This is a genomic window from Proteiniphilum sp. LBM24028 (assembly GCF_056629195.1).
Map to the genome: position 1 here is coordinate 1,068,361 of NZ_CM152817.1, position 22,017 is coordinate 1,090,377.

Consider the following 22,017-nt stretch of genomic DNA (forward strand, 5'->3'; position numbering starts at 1 on the left):
ATCTTAAACAGCAAAGGTTTAGTATATACCTATTTCCTACGGACATGAAATAAATCTTTATTTGGCAATGATTTAATGCTATTTATCCTGAATTTATAAAAACAAAAAAGAGAAGAGACAAGCAGTAGGCACCTTATTCTAAAAATCTATCGAGTGAAGTTAATAATTATAAAGGAATCGTACCTGTAATTGTGGAAAACTTCTACACAAGCATGTTGTTGCTGCTGGATTTGAACGACCCGTCGAAAATACTCATCGTGCTGAGGCTGACCGGATTCATCTTAAGTATATCTGCCAGCTTCTTCTGTACGGGTTTCGTTATTGTTTTAGTTTTTAATTTAAAACACAAAAAAAGTTGCCCGAATATTCGGGCAACTTTTTTCTCTGTCTTTTTCCCTGCGGATAATCAGTTTTTGCAATAACCCTTAAGCAATTGATTTTACTGATTGGTATGGCAGGTAGTTTTATAACAACCTATTTTACAGTCGTACTGTCTTCAATCTGAACCGGATTCAATGCATTCAACTTTTCCAGCAAACCGGAACGTTCACTTTGACTGATCTTTCCCTTAAGCTTAATTACCCCGTCCTTTACGGTAGCGGTAACATTCTTATATCCTTTGAGCAGTTCAGCGAGTGCTGTATTGATAGAAGCATCGAGTGAAGTATAGTCAGGGGCGACAGGAGCGGGAGGAACCACTTCAATCTGATTGACCACTGATTTCACATTTTCCACTCCGGCGACAGTACTTTCGGCATAACTCTTCGTAGCATCATCGGCCACGGTACCCGTAAGGGTAGCTACCTTGTTTTCTACGGTTACTAATACGCCATCCAGTTCAGGATTGGAAGCAAGAAGTTCCTGGGCAGTCCTTTGTACTTCCTCATCACTCACGTTGCTACAGGAGGTTGCTCCGATACCCAGTGCGAGTATCAGCAGTGCCATTGATAAAGAACGAAATACTTTCATAACTTTTTCTTTTTTAGTTAAACATAAAATGCTTTTATCTTTAAACGACACTAATAGAACGTCTCATCTTTTGAATTGTTTTCGGGAGAGGCTTTATTTTAAAAAATTTTCGTGTATTTATGACAATAAGGTGTGGAGCCTTTGTGGTCGTAATACTGCTGATGATAATCTTCTGCTTTCCAGAATATCTCAACTGGTCTGAGCATGGTAGCCACACGGTATCCTTTTTCCTGTAATATCCCGATATATTTTTCGGCGACTGCCTTTTGTGATTCGTCGGCATAAAAGATACAGGAACGGTATTGTGGCCCGATATCGGGTCCCTGGCCATCTGTTTGTGTGAAATCGTGTGTTTCAAAGAAGAGTCTGACCATCTCCTCATAAGAGGTAATCTCCGGGTCGAAAATCACTTCCGTGGTTTCCAGATGACCCGTATTTTTTTTGCATACCTGTTCATAGGTAGGATGATTCACGTGCCCCCCCATGAATCCTACATTGGTTTGTTTCACCCCGGGAGCTTTCATGAAAAAATATTCCGTTCCCCAGAAGCAACCCGATGCAAAGTAACCTGTTGCCTGACTATCCTGCCTTGCGGGCAGGAACTTCATTGAAATGGAGTTTACGCAATGACGCGTCTGCTTTTCGGTGAATCCTTCGCCCAGGAACAGGTGTCCCAGGTGTGCCCCGCAGTTGTTGCAGAGAATTTCTGTGCGTCGGCCGTCGGCATCGCGCACCCGCTTCACGGCACCTTCAATCTGATCATCGAAAGAAGGCCAGCCGCAGTTGGAATCAAACTTATCTTCCGAGCGGTAGAGTGGGGCGTTGCAACGCTTACAGAGATAGGTACCTGCCTTTTTGTTATTCAGATATTCCCCGGAAAAGGGACGTTCTGTTCCCTTATGTACGATTACCCGCTCCTCTTCGGGAGTCAATGTATTGTAATTCACATTCATTGTATGTTGTTTTGTGGTTGTTTTTTTATTCTCCTGCGCACACATGGTGAAAAACATGGCGGCAAAAATTAATACTAGATATGTTCTTCTCATTGATGTTTTTTTAAGTAATTATTATTCAGTGTTGGTCAATTGCCCGAATAAAGAAATTTGGCTAATTATTGCGCCTATTACAAATATCCTTTAAAGGCATACCATTTTCTTCGTTTTAAATATTGCATGTTTTGATCGTTGTCATAGGCTTCCTTCTCGAATCCGATATTGCGGTATGCCTTATATCTGTTTTTATAACGAATCAGTTTGATGCCCCATTCGAGCATATACCATATATAAAATCCAATGATCAATAATTCCAGTATCTGGCGGGTATGGATGGCTTCGTGGTTCTGCACCCGTTCATCCAGCGTCGCATATTCTTTTCTTGCGAAGACAATCCCTAAAAGATTGATGGCCCTGAATCCTTTTAGCGGCAGAAAACCGGAATATATTATCTTCATAAACCATTCCCCTGTTATTACGAAGAGATAATGAAGAAGCGCGTGGTTCGATCCTATACACGTAACTTCAATTGTCCCCTTTTTTAGAACCTTTCATAAAACCAAAGGTAGAAACATTCTGTAAATTTCGTAACTTTGCACACTTAAAAATCGATAAATCAAAAAGGAACCAATATGAACAATAATTTCTCCTCTGATCTTCCCTATAAAGTGGCAGACATCAGTCTGTCCGGTTTCGGAAGAAAAGAAATCGACATTGCCGAGCATGAAATGCCCGGATTAATGGCCATACGAAAGAAGTATGTTGCCGAAAAACCTCTGAGAGGTGCCCGGGTAATGGGTTCACTCCACATGACCATTCAGACGGCTGTGCTGATAGAGACCCTGGTGGAACTGGGTGCCGACGTGCGCTGGGCCAGCTGTAACATCTTCTCTACTCAAGATCATGCTGCGGCCGCTATTGCTGCTGCCGGCGTGCCTGTGTTTGCCTGGAAGGGTGAGTCATTGGAGGAGTACTGGTGGTGCACGGAGATGGCGCTCCGTTTTCCCGGTGGAAAAGGACCCCACCTTATTGTGGACGACGGCGGTGATGCTTCTCTGCTTGTGCACATGGGATATATGGCTGAAAAAGATGCTTCTACTATCGACAGGAAGGGATCCAACCATGAGGAACAGGTGATCCTCGATACACTGCACCGTATCCTGAAAGAAGATGGGCAACGCTGGCACAGAACCATTACCGAGATGAAGGGCATTTCCGAGGAGACCACTACAGGTGTTCATCGCCTGTATCAGATGCTGGAACGTGGTGAACTGCTTGTACCGGCGATTAATGTAAACGATTCGGTAACCAAGTCGAAATTTGACAACCTTTATGGCTGTCGCGAATCACTTGCCGATGGCATCAAACGGGCCACCGATGTGATGATTGCGGGCAAGGTCGTTGTAGTGCTGGGTTATGGCGACGTGGGCAAGGGTTGCGCCAAATCGATGCGCTCTTATGGTGCACGGGTGATTGTGACCGAAATTGATCCTATTTGCGCCCTTCAGGCTGCCATGGAAGGATTTGAAGTGACTACGATGGATGAAGCGGTAAAAGAGGGCAATATCTTTGTCACCACGACTGGTAACCGCGACGTGGTGACCATTGAACATTTACAGCAGATGAAGGATCAGGCCATCGTCTGCAACATCGGTCATTTCGACAATGAGATACAGGTGGATAAACTGGTTAATTTTCCAGGAATCACCCATCTGAACATCAAGCCACAGGTGGATAAGTATACTTTTCCTGCCGGCAATTCTCTTTTCCTCCTTGCCGAAGGACGTCTGGTGAACCTGGGATGTGCTACGGGTCACCCTTCCTTCGTGATGAGCAACTCCTTCTCAAACCAGACTCTGGCGCAAATTGACCTCTGGCGGCATGATTATAAGGTGGGCGTGTATCGTCTGCCAAAGCAGCTCGATGAGGAGGTGGCCCGGTTGCATCTGGAACAGATTGGTGTGAAACTCACAACGCTCACTCAGAAACAGGCCGATTATATTGGTGTACCGGTGGAAGGGCCTTATAAGCCGGAGCATTACAGGTATTGATTGAGAGAATAAGTGAAAAAAACCATTATTTTATCACATGATCAGTTGGAAAAACAAAATAAAGGTTTTATCTTTGCACTCGCTTTTGCAAGAAAGCATTTAGGCTGATTCGCTAGCTCAGCAGGTAGAGCACATCCCTTTTAAGGATGGGGTCCTGGGTTCGAGCCCCAGGCGGATCACTGGAAGAGGGTGTATCACAATGTGATTTCACCCTCTTTTTATTCGGATACCTTCTGAGAACATATCCCAATATTCATTTCTCAGGAGGTTAGATTTTATTTTGAGACAGCCTCTTTTCCTTTTCCAGAGAGGATTTTTAACTTTTAAAGTCGAGTACGAGATAGTACGAATTACAACGTGCTCTGGCATACAGCTACATATTTTTCATTTAGTACGAAAACATTTCTAAAATACCCTATGGGGCGTTGGTTTATACCGGTGTGCTCCTTAGGCCATTCGAGATATCATTGTCGTTTTTTTCCGTATTACGTACTCGAGGTGAATCATTTATGAAAGCGAAAATGGTTATTAACAAAATAAACAGGTAGCCAATTCGTCTGCTTATATTTATTGTTTTAAGTTAGAGAGAGGAATTATTTCCACATATCTCTCTTTGTGTTTTTCTAAAAAGAAAATTTAATTGAAAAAATAATTTTATAAAAAGATTATAATTAAATTATAAGACACTTATAATGAGAGTTTATTGTTGATAGATTGAAGTTGTTAATAACTATTTTGGGGGATTTTGTCAAAAAATTAAAAGTTATTTTTTACATTTGTGGTGCACTTGGTTCTTATCAAAATTTTCTTTTTGGATAAGATTAAAAGGGAATGCCGTGAAAGTCGGCGACAGTTCCCGCTGCTGTAAGCTCCATAAACGTGCCGAACAAATCCTTTGCCACTGTCCCTACTCCTTGGGATGGGAAGGCGTTCGATAACGGGAGTAAGTCAGAAGACCTGCCAAATGCATATTATACGCTTTTGATGTCTTTCGGGAAAAAAGATTGTCGAAAAATATCGCGATACAGCTCAATATGTATTCCCATATTTTTAGATTAAGAGATTTATAGACACTAAGCCTGTAAGTTTACTGGAAAATCCCGACATCTGTAAAGTGAATGGTCTATATGTCTAACAACTAAATAGTCTACAAAAATGAACAACAAAGAGCTTTACATTGTGAAACGCGACGGGAAGCGCGTATCATTCTCCATTCAAAAAATAGAAAATGCTATTGCCAAGGCATTTCTTTCTGTAGGAGCATTTGCCACACAAGAAGATTTCATATCCATTCTCTCGCGAGTACACGTTTCCGATGGAATGACTGTGGAGGAAATTCAAAATCAAGTAGAAGTGGCCTTAATGGCCGAAAAATATTTCGCCGTGGCTAAATCCTATATGCTCTATCGACAAAAACACGCCGAGACACGCGAAACACATGATAAAATGACATTCTTAATGAACTATTGTGATGCACAGAATGCTGCCACTGGAAGCAAGTTTGACGCCAATGCCAATGTGGAAAAGAAAAACATCGCTACGCTTATAGGCGAACTACCTAAAAAAAACTTCATCAACCTGAATCGGAAAATGCTTACCGATCGAATGAAAGAGATGTACGGCAAAGAGTTTGCCGATAAATATATCGGTATGCTTAATGATCATTTTATATACAAAAACGATGAAACAAGCCTTGCTAATTACTGTGCCAGTATTACCATGTATCCATGGTTGTTACAAGGAACAATTCCCATTGGAGGGAACTCTGCGCCGCCTACCAACTTGAAGTCTTTTTGTGGCGGATTCATCAACATGGTGTTTATGGTTTCGAGTATGTTGAGCGGAGCATGCGCAACTCCCGAATTTTTAATGTACATGGATTATTTTATTCGACACGAATATGGAGACGATTATTTTACCCACATTGCTGATATAGTAGATTTATCGAATCGTCGCCGTACATTGGATAAAGTAATTTGCGATTATTTTGAACAAATAGTTTACTCTATCAATCAACCCACGGGTGCTCGCAATTTTCAAGCTGTTTTTTGGAACATTGCCTATTACGACCGTCCTTATTTCGAAAGCCTCTTTGGTGAATTTGTATTTCCCAACGGCTCGAAACCAATTTGGGATTCACTCAATTGGCTACAGAAACGGTTTATGAAATGGTTCAACAAAGAACGCACCAAGACGGTTCTTACCTTTCCCGTGGAAACAATGGCTTTGCTCTCGAAAAACGGTGATGTCATTGACACCGAGTATGGCGACTTTACGGCGGAAATGTATTCCGAAGGGCACTCGTTTTTTACTTATATGAGTGATAATGCAGACTCGCTTTCGAGCTGCTGTCGACTGCGAAACGAAATTCAAGATAACGGTTTTAGCTATACTCTTGGTGCGGGTGGAGTTTCAACCGGCTCAAAAAGCGTGTTGACCATTAATGTGAATCGATGTGTACAATTTGCCAAGCGTACGGGGCAACCTTATATGGCTTTTTTCGAAGAAGTGGTAGATTTAACACACAAAGCGCAAATTGCTTACAACGAAAATTTGAAAATGCTGCAACAAAAAGGAATGCTCCCATTGTTTGATGCAGGGTACATAAATATTTCCCGTCAATATTTAACCATTGGAGTAAATGGATTGGTAGAAGCTGCCGAGTCGCAAGGCATAGAAATTAACGACAATCCATCTTACATGGCATTTATTCAAGAAATATTGGGATTAATAGAACGTTACAACAAAAAATACCGCTTATCGGAATTAATGTTCAATTGCGAAATGATTCCTGCCGAAAACGTAGGCGTAAAGCATGCCAAATGGGATAAGGAAGACGGATATTTTGTCCCTCGCGATTGCTATAATAGTTATTTTTACTGCGTAGAAGACTCTTCGTTAAATGTGATTGATAAATTTCGCCTTCACGGACGTAACTATATAGACCGGCTTACCGGAGGTTCAGCACTTCATGTGAATCTGGAAGAACATCCCTCAAAAGCACAATATCGTCAATTGTTACGTGTAGCAGCGATTGAAGGATGCAATTATTTTACATTTAACATACCCAACACTATTTGTAATGAATGCGGATGCATTGATAAACGCTATTTAAAGCAATGTCCTCAATGTAATTCTAAAAATGTGGATTATTTGACACGGATTATCGGTTATATGAAACGGATAAGTAACTTCTCGGCAGCACGTCAAACGGAAGCGGCTAAACGATATTATGGAGTAATGAAAACAAAAAAAGAAGCTGCAGATGTTGAGATTTGTTGATTACGATATTGTTTTTCAAGAAATTCCGGATGAAGTGACGCTGGCTGTTAATTTATCCGACTGCCCGCATCGTTGTCCCGGATGCCACAGTCCGCATTTACAGCAAAATATTGGGAAAGAACTGAGTGAAACGGTCCTTTCCAATTTGCTCCAAAAATATGAAAAATCCATCACATGCGTTTGTTTTATGGGGGGTGATGGGGATATTCATGGCTTGTGTCGATTGGCTACATTTATTCGTGAACAATGGGGAGGAAAAATAAAAACTGCCTGGTATTCCGGGTTCAATACGCTTAGCAGAAAAGAATGTCTTCAAAGTTTTAACTTTGTAAAATTGGGCGCTTATGTTGAATCACTTGGCGGGTTGAACAAAAGAACCACTAATCAGCGGCTTTATTTGATAGATAATAGCGATATGATAGATATTACAGAATCAATTTGGTAATAAATTTATGTCGAAAATGACAAAGAAATAAAATTTACAACATAAATTTTCCAATAATAGTCGCTTTTAGGAAAAAAAATTATCCTTACGCTTGTATTTTTCACGAAAAAGAAAACTGTTATTAAGTAGTACAAACGTCCAAATGCCTTACGGTTATGCACGAATAGCTTCTGATGTGGTAACAACTCCACTGGTTTCTGTCGTTCCTGGTGGTATTACATACATTCCTGGCGATAAATCACTTTTAAAGCCCACCATATCGGAGATTGGATGATTAAACATCCCACAGGGGATACGTACAATACCCGTAGATTTTATCGGGCATCAGGATTATTATTCGAATATACAACAAGATCCCTGATATCTACCAAATATCCTTCAGGAAGATATTTGGCTTTGAGAAGAATATCATGTATTCCTTCGGGAAGATCGTATTTCCATGCTACTTCAAGTCTTCGGGTAATAAACGAAGTGGGCATTTCTATGGTTTCGATGAAACTGTTATCAATGTATAGATCTATCTTCAGAACGTCATCTTGCCGATCATTCTCTGCAACAGCACTGCCGGTAATAACAAATCCCGAACCGGTTATATCGAGTGAAACCTCTTTATTCTGGTTTGTTAGCCGGGTTCCTATCCTTCTTCTTTCGGTAGGATATATTTCTTTAAAACCAATCTCTAATGGAACCGGTTGAGGTATTTGGCATTTTATAGTGAATGAATCGTCATTTTCAACGCCTCCGTTTCTTTTAATCATTTCTACAGCATGACGAAGTCCCACATCGTATACTTTGGTAAGCGACATTTCAGTATATTCGAAGTTAATATCCTCTACTTTTTCTATCCCTTGTTTCCAATGATCGGGAATATTGCTGTACCCCACCATCGTTCCTAAAATTCCGCCGGCGTTGGCCGGATTGCAATCCGAATCGTAACCACATCGTGTGCTGATGTCTATGGTAGTTCCGAAATCGCCTTTTCCGTAAAGTAAACCTATCACGATGTATGCCGCATTAATTTTTGCATCAATATTATATGGTCTGAATACTCCGTCGGGACATCCTACGTCATATGTCCATTTTTTCTGAGCCTCAAACCAGGTAGCTTTCCAGTCGTTGGGATTTTGCCTATACCATTTAATTATATCGGCGATACATTGGTAAAACCCGCTTTCTTGCGGGATGGTTCTCAGGGCTTCTTCAACGATAAACTCTATATCACGGTGAACAAACGCTAGTGAATACATCGATGCCACATATATTCCGCCATACACCCCGTCTCCATAGTTCATAATATGCCCAATTCTATTACTAATCTCAACAGCGGAATTAATCATTCCGGGGGACATTAAGCCGGCAAAGTCAGCTTCGATCTGAAAATCGATGTCATCGGCATGAGGATTATTTTTCCAATGGCCGGAGGCCGGAGGCATGATGCCGTTCAGTATGTTATAACGTGCGGCCTGATTGGCATGCCATAAAGGATATTGAGCCCGGGCAAACGTTAGGGCATGCAGAGAGTCTGAGGCATCGAGGCCATTTTTTTCGAAGACATCTACAAAGGTCAGATCCATGTATACATCATCGTATAAGCCGGGAAAATTTTCATAGTACCACAACATGCGAGTACTATCCCAAGGAATGGGTACGTGATCACCGATCATGGTCCCGTTCCATTGAAACTCGGTAGGCCCGCCATAGGTACATCCGATGACTTGTCCGGCCCACCCACCTTTGATTTTGTCTGACAGTTCTGCTTTGGTAATAATTACCTCACTCTTTGGAGGCTTATTTGTTTGACAAGACGAGACAATGATTATTGCAGCCAAAATCACAAGAAGGTTAAAAATATTTTTCATAACTCTAATTTTATTCGTTTGTTATCAAATGTCAGGCGTTTTTATTTAGTTGAATAGTCCAATACAGTCTATTCCTATCTGATTTTTGTCTTCTGGCTTCAAAAATACAATATTCAAAAAGTTTTTCCCTTTATTGATCGCTACATTTTTCAAAGTATGTTCGCCTATTGCATCTTGTGCTGCGGATGAGTCTATAAATACATGCTCGTGTTGATTGATAGAGAGGTTGAAAGCGCCGTATCGCACTCCTTTGGAATATTTTATGGTAATATTTGATCTCCTTTCGGTCTCCGATATAAAAGAGAGGAAAAGGGTGTCGTTTGGCTTCAGGTCGCTCCACGAGATCTGCATATTGTTGCTCCACCCTCGGTGCACATTATTGTCGAAACGAAAATTACCGCCTGTCTTTCTCTCCAATATCATATTTTCAGCTTCTACTTTATTATCGATTATGGAAGGAGAAATGATATCTTCGCGTTTTGTTGCTACCCTCAGCGCAGCATCCGATAGATCTGAGGAAGGAATAGCTCTGGCATCCTGGGGATTGATGTACCAAAAGGTGATGGGTGCAAAATGAATGACGGCTTTTGTCCAATGCCACATCTCCATATCAAATTTCAACGATTTTCTAAAGGGGATGGCATCGAGCGAACGGAACCGGAGGTTGTGGGTGTACCCCGGGTTAAAATTTCCACTACCGTCGGTCTGGGCAATAAATGGATGTCCGATGAACGGTTCAGGCCTGCACCAGGCGTATCCGTAATAATCTTCAGTTCCTGTTCCGAAATGTGACGGAAAAGTTTCGCCGTCGACATAAATTTTCTCATCGCCCTCGCCCCACCACGCATAAACCGTATTGAACAGAGTCAGACAATCGCCCACATACACTCCGCGGCCTTTCAGGTTCACATAATTGATATCAAAAGGAAAACCGTCTCCTTCGTTATTTTTCATCTCGCCCGTTTCCAAAAAACTGTATTGTCTCCAGTACGCACAAAAATACATTGTGTTTTCAGTCCATTTGTAAGGATACGTCATAATTTGGGCTTGTTCAATGTTGATATTCTGATCCCCTTTGTTTTCGAGCAAGATATTGCATCTCCTTTTAAAAGGCATCACCCAGTAACACGACATAGTACTGTCGTCGTCCACTTTCGTGTACCATGAATGGTTTTTTCTTATCTTATAACCGGTACCGAAAAAGTCGCCGATAGGAGCACTAATTGTCCTTATGCCATCAAATGAAATGTGAATGATAGTGCTTCGAAGAGCTTGTTCATAATTCTCAGCGTTCATTTTGAGGGTAATTGTGCGGATTGCGGAATAATCATCGATTATAGTCAGATCCAGGTTTTTGCCAGCGGATATAGTTCCCTGCAGTGTTTCCTTCTTTAACTTTTGTGAAAGTGAAAAATCTTTCCGGATTAATTTTTGTCGTGTTGCTTGTATGAGAAAGTCCAACTTTTGTAATTGGTCCAATTTAAAAGTTTTTACAGGTGTCTTATTTTCATACGTGCGATAGTTTATATGATAATATACTGCCTCTCCTCCGGTTTTAGCACCCATATCTTTGATGTTGTCACTTTCATAGGTGATTTTGCATTTTTCTGCATAGGGTATGGGCAAGTAAAGATTGTGGCCGCGCATACCGTATTCTGTCAATCTTGACACAGAACCAGATAAAGGTTCTCCCGCTAATTTCCCTCCGCTGATAATATCCAGAGCGTCTCCTTCGATGACGGGAGCGGAATAATCATCGAGATAAATCCTTAGCACTCCTCGTCCCGAATTCTCGCCGGAAAATGTCATCCACATCCTTACGATAGCTCCCGGTCCTTTTGCATCCATCAGCACATACTCCTTTCTGCCGTGATCGGTTTCAGTTCTTACAAACATGTTTCTGTCCCAATTAGCAAACCAGCTTTTTTGATCAGATTCAACCGATGCCCGGTCGTAACTGCTGAATTGTTTGCAGAAATAGCCGGGTGAAGGATATTCAGCCAAAGTCTTCCTGTTTGTCATCTCAAGAAGAAGGCTCTCCAATGATATTTTTTGAGAATAAACGATATTGAGACTTATTGCCCACGAAAAAATAAGAATTCCTGTTTTTTTGATGGTTGGATTCATTCTTTGTTCTCCTCTTCTGAAATTGATTAAAAAGTGTCCCAATCAAAATTAATTGATAAATCCAGGCACAAAGAGGAATATCATTTCACAAAATGATACTATCTTCCCATTTCGCACAATTCCCGTTTATAAGAGGTGAAAATCAATAAAATTTACCGAAAAAATAATTACTTTAGTTATTAATTAACCTCGACATTAATTTTGGATGAATAATGAATACGAAAGTACCTATAATAACAGCCGTGTTGTTTTGTCTGGGCGGTTTGCTGTTATCACCGGCATCTTTGGCCAAAAACTCCGATTATTATTTCAGAAATATGGCTGTAGAGGACGGCCTTTCGCAAAATATGGTATATTCTATCTTACAGGATAAAACCGGTTTCATTTGGTTTGGCACGTTAGACGGGTTGAACCGGTACGACGGGCTAAGGTTTAAAATCTTTAAGAAAGACAACGAAAATAACCGTAGCATCGGTTCAAATAAAATCCTGTCGCTGCTCCAAGATAGCAATGAGAAGATATGGGTTGGGACAACCAACGGAATATATATTTACGATCCAATGTGTGAAAATTTTTTCCGTTTCGATATGAAAACGACCGACGGAGAAAAGGTGGAGGGCGCAGTCAGGGATTTAAAAAGAGATGGAAAAGGGAATATTTGGATGGGTGTACAAGGCAAGGGCGTGTTTTGTTTGAGCAATGAAAGAAAACTTAAAATATATCCGTTGAATAATACAAATGTTCGAAAAATTGATTTTGATGTGGATGGCAATGTATGGGTGGCGACCTATGGGCGGGGATTGCTTAAAATTAACCCGGTATCTGCACAAGTGAAGGAGTTTCTGATAGATGAGAAAAGGAATAAGATTTCAGAGAACGATATTAATACCATTTTGTCATTTAACTCCAGCTATCTGTTGGTCGGGACGGTCAATAAGGGTGTACAACGGTTCGATTTTCATACCGAAAAGTTTACCCCGTTTTTGGAGAAGGGACAAGACAATTCGCCTCTCTTTGTCCGGTGTATGATAAAAACTGAAAATCAGGAAATCTGGATCGGTACGGAGGAAGGTGTGTTCATTTATGATCTCCGCAGTATGAAATATATCAATATCAGACACATTCATAACGATCCTTATTCCTTGTCGGACAATGCAATTCACAGTCTTTTTCAAGACAGGGAAGGAGGAATATGGGTCGGAACCTTTTTTGGGGGGGTGAGTTATTTTAATTATTCGTTTTCACATTTTGAGAAGTATTATCCGATAATCGGTAAAAACTCAATAAGCGGAAAAAGCATCAGCGAATTTTGTGAAGATGATAAGGGAAACATCTGGATAGGAACAGAAGACGCCGGGCTCAATAAATTTAATCCTTCGACAAAAGTGTTTACCCAAAGCCCTGTTGCATCCAAAAACATACATTCGTTATTGTATGATGAGAATCAATTGTGGGTAGGCACATTTTCCGATGGACTCTATGTGATTGATCTTCAATCACAAAAAATAGTATCCTATAAAAACAGGGCATCCGGCAATTCCATAAAAGATGACAATATTTATTCGATATATAAAGACTCATCGGGGAAAATATGGATTGGATCAATGACCGGACTTCAATATTATAACCAGAGATCAAATAATTTTGTAAGGGTACGGGAAGATCTGATAAAAAATCAGGTGAACGATATTCTTGAAGATTATAGGGGTATCCTATGGTTTGCGACTATCGGCAATGGGATTTTCTCATACGATAGATTTTCGGACGAGTGGCAACATTATTCGTCCCCCGTGGATACTCACAACGGCGATTCGGGGCGGTCCGTTATTTGCTTGCTGCAAGACAGGAAAAACAGGCTCTGGATAGGTACCGAAGGAGCCGGGATCAGTATTTTAAATAGAGACGCAAACTCATTTTCTACCGTTATTACTTCTAACACCGGATTACCCAACGATGTCATTTATAAATTAATAGAAGATTCAAGAGGATATATTTGGGGGAGTACAAACAAGGGGATTTTCAGGCTCGATCCCGAAAATATGGATGTTGTCGTCTATACGCATTCGAGCGGTTTACTGGGGGATCAATTCAATTACAAATCCGGATTTAAGGATTACGCCGGCAAAATATATTTTGGAGGCGTCAAGGGGTTTGTCGCCTTTATGCCCGATGATTTAGGAATCAACGAATACGTTCCGGCTATCGTTCTAAATAGTTTTCAAATTCAGAACAAGGAGGTATCGTTAACGGAAAAGAACTCGCCATTAACCAGTTCCATTATATATACAACCAGTGTCAACATTCCGTACAATGCTTCCGTATTTAGCATAGGTTTTGCCGCCTTGAGCTATACATATCCCGAGGGAAACAAGTATGCATACAAATTAGAGGGACGCGACAGGGAGTGGATTCAGGCCGACCGGGTTCAACAGGTGAACTATACTGACCTGTCCCCGGGAAATTATGTTTTTAAGGTAATAGGAGCAAACAGTGACGGGGTATGGAACGAAGCGGGTGCATCGTTGAAGATAAACATTCTCCCTCCCTGGTACAGGACTTTTTGGGCTTATCTACTTTATATAGTGGTAATAAGCGTTTTTGTATATTATACCATATATAACTTTGTACAAAAAACCAAACGCCGGAATGCGCGATTGTTGAAAGAGCTCGAGAATACCAAAGAAAAAGAGTTATATGCAGCCAAGATTGATTTTTTTACGCACATTACACATGAAATCAGGACTCCTTTGAGTTTGATTAAAATCCCATTGGAAGATGTAATGAAGGAGAAAGACAAACGAGATCCTAATTGGGATAATCTCACTATAATCCAGCGAAATGTGAACAGGTTGTTGAAATTGGTGAATGAGCTGATGGATTTCCGGAAAACAGAGTCTCACGGACTTAGCTTGAATTTTGTAAGAACCGATGTGGTAAATATTGTAAAAGAAACAATCAGCAGGTTCAAGCCAAGTACTGACTCCAAAGAAATAAAATTGGATGCTGTTTTCTCAATTGAAAGTTTATATGCCGATGTCGATCGTGAAGTATTTACCAAGATATTGAGCAATTTGTTTTCAAATGCCTTAAAATATTCCTTTCACGTGATAGAAGTGGAGTTTTCACACACCGAAAAAAGTTTTGAGATACAAATCGGCAATGACGGCGACAGAATCTCCGACCAATTTGTAGAGAAAATATTCGAGCCTTTCTTCAAATTAAATAAAAACATACAGGGTACCGGTATTGGGTTGGCATTTGTTAAATCGTTGGTAGAGTTGCACAAGGGAACCATATACTGCGATAATACGAAAGCAGATAGGACTGTTTTCGTGATGACACTTCCTGTAAATCAGGAATATAGTATCGGGATTGACCACGACGAAGAACAAACAGATAGAGTGGATGATGAACAAAGTAATTCATCGAAAAATGAACCGTTTCATGTAAAAAAAACAATCCCTACCATTCTTACGGTGGAAGATAACGAAGAGTTCCGGCAACTTCTCTATAAACAATTAACCGGAAAGTTTCATGTACTTCAAGCACAAAACGGCTTGGAAGCATTGGATATAATGGACAAAGAAAACGTGGATGTGGTTATCTGCGATATCATGATGCCGGTAATGGATGGATTGGAGTTCTGCAAGACACTCAAGGAAAACTTAAAGTATAGCCATATACCTGTAATCCTGTTGACTGCCAAGACCAATATGGAGTCTAAAATTGAGGGAATAAATTACGGTGCCGACGAATATATTGAGAAGCCTTACTCCATTGATTATCTAATGGCCCGCATTGATAATCTATTGGAAAACAGGAAAAAAATCAAGGAAGCGTTCCGCAATTCTCCCGAACTGGCTTATCAGAGCATTACACACTCTAAAGCCGATGAGGATTTTTTACAAAAACTCATACACATTATTCACAACAATCTGGATGAACCAAACCTGAATATCGATAAATTGGCTGAAGAGATGGCTGTAAGCCGTTCAACCCTCTACCGTAAGGTGAATAATGTGTCGGAGTTGTCACCCAATGACTTCATATTGCTTGTCAGATTGAAAAAAGCTGCAGAACTTATCAAAGAAAATAAATACTTAATAAACGAAATTGCTTATATGGTTGGCTTTAGCTCTCCCAACTATTTTTCAAAATGCTTCTTTAATCAATTTGGGGTTAATCCGAAAGATTTTTGAACCACATGGGTGAACATTCCTTATACATTTGATTTGACACGAATTTATATTTTTTTGAAACAATAATTAAATACTTTACACTTGGAACTTTCAATCTTTGTAAACAGCAGCAAATTTGACATAAGGCATATTACATCATGAATAATCGGTATATCTTAATTATTATTTCCTTTATTTTCAATCTATCGTTATTTGTAGCAAACGGTCAAGAAATATTAAATCCTGTGCCATTTAATGAAGTCAAATTAGAAGACAATTTTTGGCTTCCAAGATTACATACACAAAAAGAGGTATTAGTACCTTTTGCATTAGATAAAACAAAACCTGCAGTTGAAAATCTAAAACGTACTGCCAATTTTTTAAATGGCATCCCCGATGAGTTACCCTTCCCTCACAGGTTCGTAGCATCCGACTTGTATAAGGTTATGGAAGGTGCCGCTTACTTATTAAAACTATACCCCGATCCTGAACTCGAAGCGGAAATGGACCGCATAATAGATATTATTTCTGAGGCTCAGCAAGATGATGGATATAATTACGAATCTCATGTAACAGGTGTTTCCAAAAACAGAACCAGCGAAATGGGAGAAAAACCCTATTCTTATGTGGTTCATAGTCACGAATTGTATAACATGGGACACATGTATGAGGGTGCAATAGCCTATTATCAAGCTACAGGAAAAGATAAATGGCTAAGAGTTGCAGAAGAGAACGCAAAGCATATCAATAAAGTGTTTTTTGAAGGGGATCCAAACTACAATGATGGCAAACCTGTACTACAAGCTCCAGGGCATGAGGAGATTGAGCTGGCTCTTGTTAAACTGTTCAGAGCTACTGATGATAGTTTATATCTTAAGATGGCAAAGAAGTTCATAGATATAAGGGGAGTAACCTACCGACCTAAAGGCCAGGGTGTGATGTCACCCGAATATGCTCAGCAACATCTCCCTGTAAGAGAACAAACCAGAGCTGTTGGGCATGCAGTGCGCGCTACATATCTGTATTCCGGAATGGCCGATGTTAGTGTATATACTCGCGACTCCACTCTACGTCCTGCTCTAAATTGTATTTGGCATAATATTGTAGACACCAAAATGCATATCACCGGCGGTTTGGGTGCCGTACATGGTATCGAAGGATTTGGTCCGGAGTATGATCTCCCTAACAAAGGAGCCTTTAATGAGACTTGTGCTGCAGTGGGGAATGTATTTTTTAACCATAGAATGTTTTTGATGGAAAAAGATGCAAAGTATATGGATGTGGCAGAAATAGCACTGTTAAATAATGTGTTGGCGGGAGTAAATCTCGAAGGTAATAGATTCTTTTACATCAATCCATTAGAAGCAGATGGCATAACACCTTTTAATCACGGTATGAGGGGTAGATCTCCATGGTTCGGGACTGCGTGTTGCCCCTCTAATCTGGCACGTCTGATTCCACAAGTACCAGGAATGATATATGCTACGACTCATAATGAAATCTATTGCTCTTTTTACGCCGGAAGCTCAACTACCCTCAGTTTAGAAAGTGGTAAGGTTGAGCTCAGACAAATTACTGAGTATCCGTTTAGTGAAACTATTAAATGGAAAGTTATACCAGAGAGGGACGGACAAGCTTTTTCCATGAATCTTAGAATTCCTACATGGACAGGTAATCAATTTGTTCCCGGCAAGCTATACTGTTATACCGATAAAGCTGTTACCCAAGAACAACATAACGAAATCAGCAAATGGATTATAAAAGTAAATGGTAAAGAAATAACTACCGATTTGATAAAGGGTTTTGCCAAGATCAACCGCAAGTGGAAAAAAGGCGATATCATTGAGTTATATCTCCCCATGCCACTACAGTTCTCTAAATCCATAGATAAAGTAACCGAAAACAGAGGACTAATATGTCTTACTAGGGGACCGTTAGTTTATGCCGCCGAAGGATTTGACAATGATGACGTATTACCAAATGTTTTTATTGGTGACATACCTGCTACCTTCAACTTATCCACATACTCCGAAGGACTTATGAAGGGTATTCCAAAAGTAGAGATCTCCGCCCGAGAAAAGACGGAGAGTGAAGATAAGCAAATTGAGCTAACTCTTTTGCCCTATTTCGCTTGGAACAATAGAGGTGATGGTAGCATGATGACATGGCTTCCCGAGTCGGCATTCGCCAGACCTTACTTAGATAAGTACATACAGTTGCATGGTAAATTTAAAGGTTTGGAAGCTTCGTATACTTACAGAAGCGATAATTTGATTGCAGTTGCCGACAATGAATTTCCCTCCTCTTCTTCTGATAAAAGGGTAAAACGCTGGACAAGCTGGGGCGAACAAGGAAAAGATCAGTGGGTAGAGATTTCACTTGAAAAGCCTACCGATATTCAAAGTGTTTCTGTCTATTGGTTTGATGATGGTAACGGAACATTAGTACCACAAGAATGGTCGTTAGAATATGAAGAAAATGATAAATGGAATAAATTCTCTCTGTATGTTACTGACTCCTACAATGTTTTTAAAGACCAGTTTAATATGGTACACCCCGCACATCAAATAATTACAAATAAAATACGCCTTTTAATGAAACCTCAGCCTGAAAAAGCTGTAGGTATACTTGAAATTAACATCGAAGAGGTAGAATCAGGTAATTAATACATATTGATACAATTTTGTATTTTATTGACACAATTATTCACCTCTTTACATTCCACTTCTCACATATTTGTTTTCATTAATAGTAGTTTAAAACTGTCGACAACATTGATTTTACTTTAGAATGATTCAAATAATTTTTAAAACTTATCTGCCTATGAAAATAGAATAATCTCCCAAACTGAAAACAATAATCTAAGATCATCTAAGCTTGATTTTTATCTGAAAAACAGTAATGTGAAACCTTTAATTCACTAAATAAATTAAAAGTAAATTTAATATGATAAATTAATATGCAATATGAATTACATAAAATTACAAAGTGATAGAAAGATTACTTCAGCTACAACTCAATTTATCAACAGAAAAGCAAAAATGAAATTATCTATATTAATTGTTACTTTGCTGAGTACAATTAATATTTTTGCAAATTTCAATGGGTTGATTGAATCAAATGAAGTTATAAAAGACTTTGCCATAGAGAAAACAAGTAGTCAACAAAATAAAAGACGAATTACAGGTAAAGTAATGGATTCAGGAAATGTACCCATCATTGGTGCAAACATTATTGAAGCTGGAACAACCAATGGTACGGTAACCGATGTTGATGGAAATTTCACAATGGAAGCCAATGGAGATGGCACATTAATTATCTCATATATAGGCTACCAAGACCTTAAGGTCAACATAAATAACAGGTCAAGGATAAATATAGTTCTGCAGGAAGATACGCAACTACTGCAGGAAGTGGTTGTAACGGGTGTTGCAAAAGGTACACCAAGAGAGAAACTGTCTTTCACAGTAGAAAAGATTAGCGACGAGGTAATAATGGAAGTACCCGGACTCAATGTTGCTTCTACATTATCCGGTAAGATGCCGGGTATAAAGGTGTTTTCTACTACCGGTAACCCAATGGATGAGCCGGTTATCCAATTAAGAGGAACGACATCATTTACCGGTTCCGATCAGCCCCTCATTATTATTGATGGTATTGTAACTTCAGGTGTGTTGAAGGATATAAACATGGAAGATGTGGCAAGCATTGAGGTTATTAAGGGATCTGCTGCAGCTTCTTTCTACGGATCAAAGGCAGCAGGCGGGGTTGTGAATATTATCACAAAACGGGGAAGTAGTTTAGAAGACGGTACATCACGCGTTTCGATAAAAAGTGAGATAGGGGCTAATTTTATTGGATTCTTGCCATTAAGAAGCACAGCGCATGGACATTTAGTGGATGCCAACGGAAATCCAACAAGAGGAGTGCTCGATGAAGACCAAATATGGGACAATAAATATAACATGGAGAATGATGCTTTTAAAGATTTTTTCATTCCCAGAGTATTTAATTCAACTACAGCAGGGTTAACAAGTAGATCAAGAGATGGCGATATGAACTATTATGCTTCAATTCAGTATACACACAACCCCGGAGTAGTGCGTGATCTGGATGGGGTAAAACGTAACAGCTTCAGAATTAATCTTGATAATAAAATATCAAATACTGTTTCTTTGAATATGTCTAACTTGTATGTAAGAACAATAAACGACCGTCGTTCTATAAATTTCGACGATATATACTACTCAGATCCTAATGCAAATTTTTTTGCAGATAATCTGGATGGTACTCCGTTTAAAGTAAATCCGAATATTGTATCCACTCGGAATAATATCAATCCATTATACGATGTAAATAACAAGATTCAACGGGGTACGGCAAACCGTTTCTTAGGTAGCTATGGTCTTAGATTTATGCCGGCGTACTGGGCGACATTCAACGCTAATTACAGTGTTGATTTCTTCCATTATCAAGATGAGGATCTCACTCCAAAGGGTAGATTATTAGTAAACTATCCTGATGGAAGTACACGCCATGACGGGTATGTTTATAAAGGCTCCGGAAATTCATTCAAGCATAATATGGAGTTAAGTGGTTTATTAACAAAAGCATTTGGCGATTTAAATTCTACTTTGAGACTTCAATATTTATATGAGGATCTTAAGTCTGAAGGATTATGGGGCAATGGTTCTAAACTTGCCGTATCGGGTATGAACAATACCTCACTTGAATTGGCCGATCCTGAAACAAGAGACCACTCATCGTGGGGAAGCCGTATAGTCTCTAACAGTTATACCGCTGTAGGAAATCTCGATTATAAAGGCAAATATATATTAGATGGATTAGTGAGAAGAGATGGCGCATCGGTTATTGGAGACGATAATATGTGGCAGACATATTATCGTATATCTGGTGCATGGAATGTAACCGAGGATTTTGAAATTCCATATTTCCAAATGTTCAAACCTCGCGTATCATATGGAACTGCGGGTATACTTCCTGCTTATGGTGCCAAATACGAAACATTTTCTCTAAGCAACGGAACATTATATGGAGGTGCACAATTAGGAAATGCAAGACTAAAACCAGCACTATCACAGGAACTTGAGGTGGGACTTGATATGCGTATATTAAATAAGTTCGATTTAACTTATAACTACTCACATAAAAGAAATACAGATTTGCCTTATGTTATGACGGTGTCGGGCGTAACAGGTTTCCAATTCCAAAATATAAACGTTGGTGAATTCTTTGTGCACAGCCACGAAGTTTCTTTAAATGCAAGCTTAATTCAGAATAAGGATTGGAGATGGGATGCAACCCTAACTTGGGATAAGCTTGAGGAATATGTTGGAGAGCTTGGAAGACCCGATTTCTTCATAGGGTATGCCAAGATTGCTGCTCATGAAAAATATGGCAATTTGTACTCAAGTAAGTTTGCAACATCCCTCGATGAGGTAAGAACAAGCACTCTTATAAAGCCGGGACAAACAGCTGAAGATATTTTCACCATTAATAATTACGGTTATGTAGTGAGAAAGGATCTGATAGGTACAAGAGATGAAGCAAAGATGTCTATATTGGATGAAAATGGAGCAACTTCACAGAAAGAGTTCATCGGTAATATGATACCCGACTTTAATGTCAATCTAATGAATGTTCTTAATTATAAGAACTGGATGTTCTACTTCACCCTTTCTTGGCAACAAGGAGGAGTACTGTATAATAATACAAAAGTGTACATGTCGTTTGCAGGAAGAAATGCTGCTTTCTGGGATATGTCGGAGCGTTCTTGGGATCAAAAGAAATCAATGACCTATGCAAACCAGCACTCAAGGGCTTCTTTTACAGAGGATGCAAGTTTCTTGAAGATGAGAGAGATGTCTTTGAATTACAATGTAACAAGACAGCAATTAAGCAGGTTGGGTATTAATTTCATAAACGGCATCAAATGTGGAGTCGTGGGCAGGAATCTGTTTACACTAACCAACTATTCCGGACCTGACCCCGAAACAAGAACAGTCGAAGGTGGTACGCTGATAGGATCTGATACACCAAAGTATCCTTCAGACATTAGAACAATTACAGGTACAGTAACCATTGAATTTTAAT

At 39.7% G+C, this 22,017-nt stretch carries 11 protein-coding genes, 1 tRNA gene and 1 riboswitch; of the genes, 7 read left to right on the plus strand and 5 right to left on the minus strand.

Annotation, left to right across the window (positions count from 1 at the left end; translation table 11 throughout):
- Window positions 1-474: 474 nt before the first annotated feature.
- The 3 genes from AC1HCU_RS04210 to AC1HCU_RS04220 form a co-directional block, all read right to left on the minus strand.
- Window positions 475-969 (minus strand): BON domain-containing protein, encoded by a 495-nt coding sequence (locus tag AC1HCU_RS04210; RefSeq protein WP_480369462.1) that lies wholly within the window; start codon window positions 967-969, stop codon window positions 475-477.
- Between the two features lie 98 nt (window positions 970-1,067).
- Complete coding sequence (locus AC1HCU_RS04215; protein ID WP_480369465.1) at window positions 1,068-2,015, minus strand: bifunctional methionine sulfoxide reductase B/A protein; 948 nt, start codon at window positions 2,013-2,015, stop codon at window positions 1,068-1,070.
- Window positions 2,016-2,092: 77 nt separating this feature from the next.
- The gene (locus AC1HCU_RS04220) at window positions 2,093-2,419 is read right to left on the minus strand and encodes a hypothetical protein (protein WP_480369468.1); all 327 of its coding nucleotides are present in this window, start codon (window positions 2,417-2,419) and stop codon (window positions 2,093-2,095) included.
- A 174-nt stretch (window positions 2,420-2,593) separates the two neighbouring features.
- On the opposite strand from AC1HCU_RS04220, the gene ahcY reads away from it, so the two are divergent.
- From ahcY to nrdG, 4 genes are all read left to right on the plus strand, one after another.
- Window positions 2,594-4,012 carry an adenosylhomocysteinase gene (gene ahcY / locus AC1HCU_RS04225; protein ID WP_480369470.1) on the plus strand — a complete coding sequence of 473 codons (1,419 nt, stop codon included), beginning with the start codon at window positions 2,594-2,596 and terminating at the stop codon, window positions 4,010-4,012.
- Between the two features lie 106 nt (window positions 4,013-4,118).
- Window positions 4,119-4,191, plus strand: a tRNA-Lys gene (locus AC1HCU_RS04230).
- 592 nt (window positions 4,192-4,783) lie between these two features.
- A riboswitch (cobalamin riboswitch) is annotated at window positions 4,784-4,991 on the plus strand.
- Window positions 4,992-5,167: 176 nt separating this feature from the next.
- Window positions 5,168-7,294, plus strand: coding sequence for an anaerobic ribonucleoside-triphosphate reductase (gene nrdD / locus AC1HCU_RS04235; protein ID WP_480369472.1), 2,127 nt, complete (start codon window positions 5,168-5,170; stop codon window positions 7,292-7,294).
- A complete protein-coding gene (gene nrdG, locus AC1HCU_RS04240; RefSeq protein ID WP_480369475.1) occupies window positions 7,278-7,739 on the plus strand; it encodes an anaerobic ribonucleoside-triphosphate reductase activating protein in 462 nt (153 codons plus the stop codon). The genes nrdD and nrdG overlap by 17 nt, the downstream gene beginning before the upstream one ends.
- Before the next feature lie 314 nt (window positions 7,740-8,053).
- Here nrdG and AC1HCU_RS04245 read toward each other — a convergent pair whose 3' ends face one another.
- A complete protein-coding gene (locus tag AC1HCU_RS04245; RefSeq protein WP_480369478.1) occupies window positions 8,054-9,598 on the minus strand; it encodes an ADP-ribosylglycohydrolase family protein in 1,545 nt (514 codons plus the stop codon).
- Window positions 9,599-9,643: 45 nt separating this feature from the next.
- Window positions 9,644-11,725: a glycoside hydrolase family 172 protein gene (locus AC1HCU_RS04250; protein ID WP_480369481.1), complete on the minus strand. Its 2,082-nt coding sequence runs from the start codon at window positions 11,723-11,725 to the stop codon at window positions 9,644-9,646.
- Window positions 11,726-11,937: 212 nt separating this feature from the next.
- On the opposite strand from AC1HCU_RS04250, the gene AC1HCU_RS04255 reads away from it, so the two are divergent.
- The 3 genes from AC1HCU_RS04255 to AC1HCU_RS04265 all read left to right on the plus strand — a co-directional run bounded on the left by AC1HCU_RS04255 (window position 11,938) and on the right by AC1HCU_RS04265 (window position 22,016).
- Window positions 11,938-15,924 carry a hybrid sensor histidine kinase/response regulator gene (locus AC1HCU_RS04255; protein ID WP_480369484.1) on the plus strand — a complete coding sequence of 1,329 codons (3,987 nt, stop codon included), beginning with the start codon at window positions 11,938-11,940 and terminating at the stop codon, window positions 15,922-15,924.
- 137 nt (window positions 15,925-16,061) lie between these two features.
- Window positions 16,062-18,569, plus strand: a complete 2,508-nt coding sequence (locus AC1HCU_RS04260; protein ID WP_480369487.1) for a glycoside hydrolase family 127 protein — start codon at window positions 16,062-16,064, stop codon at window positions 18,567-18,569.
- Between the two features lie 300 nt (window positions 18,570-18,869).
- Complete coding sequence (locus AC1HCU_RS04265) at window positions 18,870-22,016, plus strand: SusC/RagA family TonB-linked outer membrane protein (protein WP_480369489.1); 3,147 nt, start codon at window positions 18,870-18,872, stop codon at window positions 22,014-22,016.
- The last annotated feature ends 1 nt before the right edge of the window (window position 22,017 follow it).

Coding starts and splice junctions, on each gene's coding strand:
- AC1HCU_RS04220 (WP_480369468.1), bottom strand. CDS start 2,419: ATGAAGATAATATATTCCGGTTTTCTGCCGCTAAAAGGATTCAGGGCC.
- AC1HCU_RS04250 (WP_480369481.1), bottom strand. CDS start 11,725: ATGAATCCAACCATCAAAAAAACAGGAATTCTTATTTTTTCGTGGGCA.
- AC1HCU_RS04215 (WP_480369465.1), bottom strand. CDS start 2,015: ATGAGAAGAACATATCTAGTATTAATTTTTGCCGCCATGTTTTTCACC.
- AC1HCU_RS04255 (WP_480369484.1), top strand. CDS start 11,938: ATGAATACGAAAGTACCTATAATAACAGCCGTGTTGTTTTGTCTGGGC.
- nrdG (WP_480369475.1), top strand. CDS start 7,278: ATGTTGAGATTTGTTGATTACGATATTGTTTTTCAAGAAATTCCGGAT.
- nrdD (WP_480369472.1), top strand. CDS start 5,168: ATGAACAACAAAGAGCTTTACATTGTGAAACGCGACGGGAAGCGCGTA.
- AC1HCU_RS04260 (WP_480369487.1), top strand. CDS start 16,062: ATGAATAATCGGTATATCTTAATTATTATTTCCTTTATTTTCAATCTA.
- AC1HCU_RS04210 (WP_480369462.1), bottom strand. CDS start 969: ATGAAAGTATTTCGTTCTTTATCAATGGCACTGCTGATACTCGCACTG.
- AC1HCU_RS04245 (WP_480369478.1), bottom strand. CDS start 9,598: ATGAAAAATATTTTTAACCTTCTTGTGATTTTGGCTGCAATAATCATT.
- AC1HCU_RS04265 (WP_480369489.1), top strand. CDS start 18,870: ATGAATTACATAAAATTACAAAGTGATAGAAAGATTACTTCAGCTACA.
- ahcY (WP_480369470.1), top strand. CDS start 2,594: ATGAACAATAATTTCTCCTCTGATCTTCCCTATAAAGTGGCAGACATC.